Source organism: Arthrobacter sp. Hiyo1 (genome assembly GCF_001263615.2).
GTDB lineage: Bacteria > Actinomycetota > Actinomycetes > Actinomycetales > Micrococcaceae > Arthrobacter.
Genome location: NZ_DF952469.1, coordinates 961,941 through 965,137 on the forward strand (window position 1 = coordinate 961,941; position 3,197 = coordinate 965,137).

Genomic DNA, 3,197 nt, shown 5'->3' on the forward strand with positions numbered 1-3,197 from the left:
ATCCGGTACGGGGTACCGCGGTCCAAGGGATGGGGGTCGTTCCACCGTTCAGCGAACACCGCGAGCACATCCGCAACCACGGGGCCACGCAGCTCGAGTGCGGCATCGTGCCACGGAGGCCGTTTCCCGTATCTGGGATCCATGGTTACCGCTTGCGGGTCTCCCCCATGGTCGGCGTCGTCCCGTCGGCTGTGGGAAAGGTCGATCCCGCCAATGAACGCGACATCCCGCGAAGGATCGTCACGACGGCGGATGACGAACAACTTCTGGTGGTGCGAGCCGAACATTCGGACGCGCTGATCCAAAAGCACTTCTCCGCCGGCGTCGTTGATCTTGCGGCTAAGAAGCTCGTTGGATCGGCCGCTCATCGGAGCCGATACCCGCTCTCCATGGGATCTCCAGACAAGGCCCCGCACTTCCACCCCCGAGCCTGCCAACCCCGCTAGCAGATCCCCGATCGTCGGTCCGTCCGCCAGTAGCCGCTCGTCGGCGTCGCCACGCCAGTCGGTGAACCACACCCGGTCTCCCGCCTGAAGCGCGGTCAACTCCTCATGCAGTCGGGCAAAATAGCTCGCTCCATGAATCAGGGGCCGCACGAGGTTGCCCTCCGACCATGCCGGAGCCCCGGCACCGCCCGCGTGCACGTCCGTGGCCAGATTCCCCCGCTCAGCACGGCTCAGGAACCAGCTATCAGCGTCATTGTCCACTCCGTGCTCCTTCCCGGCGCCCGAGGCCAATCCTCTGGATCCGGACTTCAAACAGCCTAGAAGGTAACCTTACTGATCAAATCCATGCACGATGTGAGGCGGAAGACAATGGGCGTTCACCCCGAAGGCACATCGGACGAAGATTCAGCCGGAGGCAAAAGCGAGCTCAGCGACGACCGGTTTGTCGGTGACGCTGACCTGGCCCGGTGGAAGACCCCCGCCGGAAGGTGGCTCGCCTCCCACGCACAACGCCTTAGCGCCCGTCTCGGCGCGTACGGTGCGCTGATCCTGGTCCTCGCTGCGGGAGCCGTCGTGGCATCGCTGCTGGCCTTCGCGACCGGCGAGGTGTACGAGGCAGTGACGGAAGCAGATGGCGTGGCCGCCCTGGACCACCCGGTCCTGGAGGCGGCGATGACCTTGCGCAGCCCAGCACTCGACGCCGCCGCCACTGCCTACACCGATCTAGGCGGAGGAATCGGGATGCCGATCCTGGCCGCGATCGCCACCTCCGTCCTGGTCCTCCGGCGCCGCTCCTGGACCCCTGCGATCCTCATTGTCACTGCTGCTGCCGGCTCCCTGCTCATGACAATCGCCGGCAAGCAGCTCATCGGCCGTGCCCGGCCGCCGCTCATCGACGCCGTGCCGCCCTACGAGTATTCCCCCTCGTTTCCCAGTGGGCATTCGCTGAACTCGTTCGTCATCGCTGGAATCATCGCCTACCTGGTCATCCTGCGTTGCCGCTCCCGCCGGGCCCGAGCCTGGACTGTGACCGCCGCGGCCCTCTTCGCCCTGACCATCGGCCTCAGCCGGGTGTTCCTGGGCCACCACTGGCTCACGGATGTCCTGGCGGCCTGGACCCTCGGTGCCGCCTGGCTGGTCCTGGTCATCACTGCCCACCGCCTTTATCTCACCTCCCGAAAGACGGAAAAGCTCAGCCACTCCCCGGGCGGGACTCCAAGCGGATGAACGCCGGTTCCGGCGCAGCGGCCGCATGTTGCCCCAAAATTTGCCTTTCCGGCACTTAACTTTTGCCTGGCGCTGGAAGAGTCGGTCGGGGGTTTTCGTCAGCTAAGCCAAGCACTGGGAGCAGCTCATGTCAGGTCTCAACCGTCGGCGTTTTCTTCAACTATCCGGGGCCAGCGCAGCCACCGCAGCAATCGCTGAGATGCTCGGCGAGAGCATCGCTCGCGCCGCGACCATCCCGGCCAACCGTGCCACCGGCTCGATCAAGGATGTCGAGCACGTCATCGTCTTCATGCAGGAGAACCGTGCCTTCGACCACTACTTCGGCACGCTCAAGGGCGTGCGTGGGTTCGGAGACCCGCACCCTGCCATCCTCCCGAGCGGCAAGGACGCGTTCGCGCAGAACAACGGCACGCGGGACCTCCTCCCCTACCACCCGACGGCGCCGAATCTCGGCATGCAGTTCATGGAAGACCTCGACCACTCGTGGAAGCTCACCCACGAGGCCTTCAACGTAGGCAAGTACGACAAGTGGCTCCCCGCCAAGTCCGAGGCCACGATGGCGTTCTACGAGCGCGGCGACGTCCCGTTCCACTTCGCCCTCGCGGACGCGTTCACCATCTGCGACCAGTACCACTGCTCGCTGCTTGGCCCCACGGACCCCAACCGCTACTACATGTTCACGGGCTGGGACGGCAACGACTACAAAGCCGGCGGCCCCGACCTGTGGAACGCCGAGGTCGGCTACTCGTGGAGCTCATACCCCGAGGAGCTCGAGAAGGCCGGCGTGAGCTGGAAGGTATACCAGGACGTCGGCGACGGCCTCACGGCTGCGGGCTACTGGGGCTGGACGGGCGACCCTTACATCGGCAACTACGGCGACAACTCGCTCCTCTACCTCACGCAGTACCAGCTCTCGAAGCCCGGCAGCCCGCTCCACGAGAAGGCGCTGACCGGCACGAACGCGAAGGCCGGCGACGACCTGTTCCGGATCTTCCGCGAGGACGTCGCGGGCGGGAAGCTCCCGGAGGTCTCTTACGTCGTGGCCCCCGAGGCGTACACCGAGCACTCGAACTGGCCGCCGAACTTCGGAGCCTGGTACACGGCGAACATCCTCAACATCCTTACCTCCAACCCGGATGTCTGGAGCAAGACGGCCGTGTTCTTCATGTACGACGAGAACGACGGCTTCTTCGACCACGTCGTCCCGCCGCACCCCAACACCTCGCAGATCCCGGGCGCATCCACGGTTTCGACCGAGGGCGAGTGGTACGACGGCCGGATGACGTTCTCAGGCATCGCCGACGTCCCGGGCCATTACGGTCTCGGCGTGCGCGTGCCGATGCTGGTCGTCTCGCCGTGGAGCATGGGCGGATGGGTGTGCTCGGAGACGTTCGACCATACGTCGATCGTGCGCTTCCTCGAGTCGCGCTTCGGGGTGAAGTCCCCCAACATCTCGCCGTGGCGCCGCGCAGTGTGTGGTGACCTCACGAGCGCGTTCGACTTCACGGCGAACGGGGGGTGCGG

The 3,197-nt window shown here is 65.5% G+C and carries 2 protein-coding genes and 1 pseudogene; 2 read left to right on the forward strand and 1 reads right to left on the reverse strand.

The features are described from left to right. A pseudogene (locus AHiyo1_RS26440) lies at window positions 1-707 on the reverse strand (phospholipase); the annotation flags it as partial. 108 nt (window positions 708-815) lie between these two features. Between AHiyo1_RS26440 and AHiyo1_RS08740 the strand changes: the two are divergent. Both AHiyo1_RS08740 and AHiyo1_RS08745 read left to right on the forward strand, forming a co-directional pair. Then, window positions 816-1,673 (forward strand): phosphatase PAP2 family protein, encoded by an 858-nt coding sequence (locus tag AHiyo1_RS08740; RefSeq protein ID WP_059388300.1) that lies wholly within the window; start codon window positions 816-818, stop codon window positions 1,671-1,673. A 127-nt stretch (window positions 1,674-1,800) separates the two neighbouring features. Further along, window positions 1,801-3,197: phosphocholine-specific phospholipase C (locus tag AHiyo1_RS08745; RefSeq protein ID WP_084784430.1), on the forward strand; the 1,397-nt coding region annotated here is incomplete at its 3' end.

Excerpts from the sequence above, each read along its gene's own strand:
- AHiyo1_RS08740 (WP_059388300.1), top strand. The coding sequence starts at position 816 with ATGGGCGTTCACCCCGAAGGCACATCGGACGAAGATTCAGCCGGAGGC.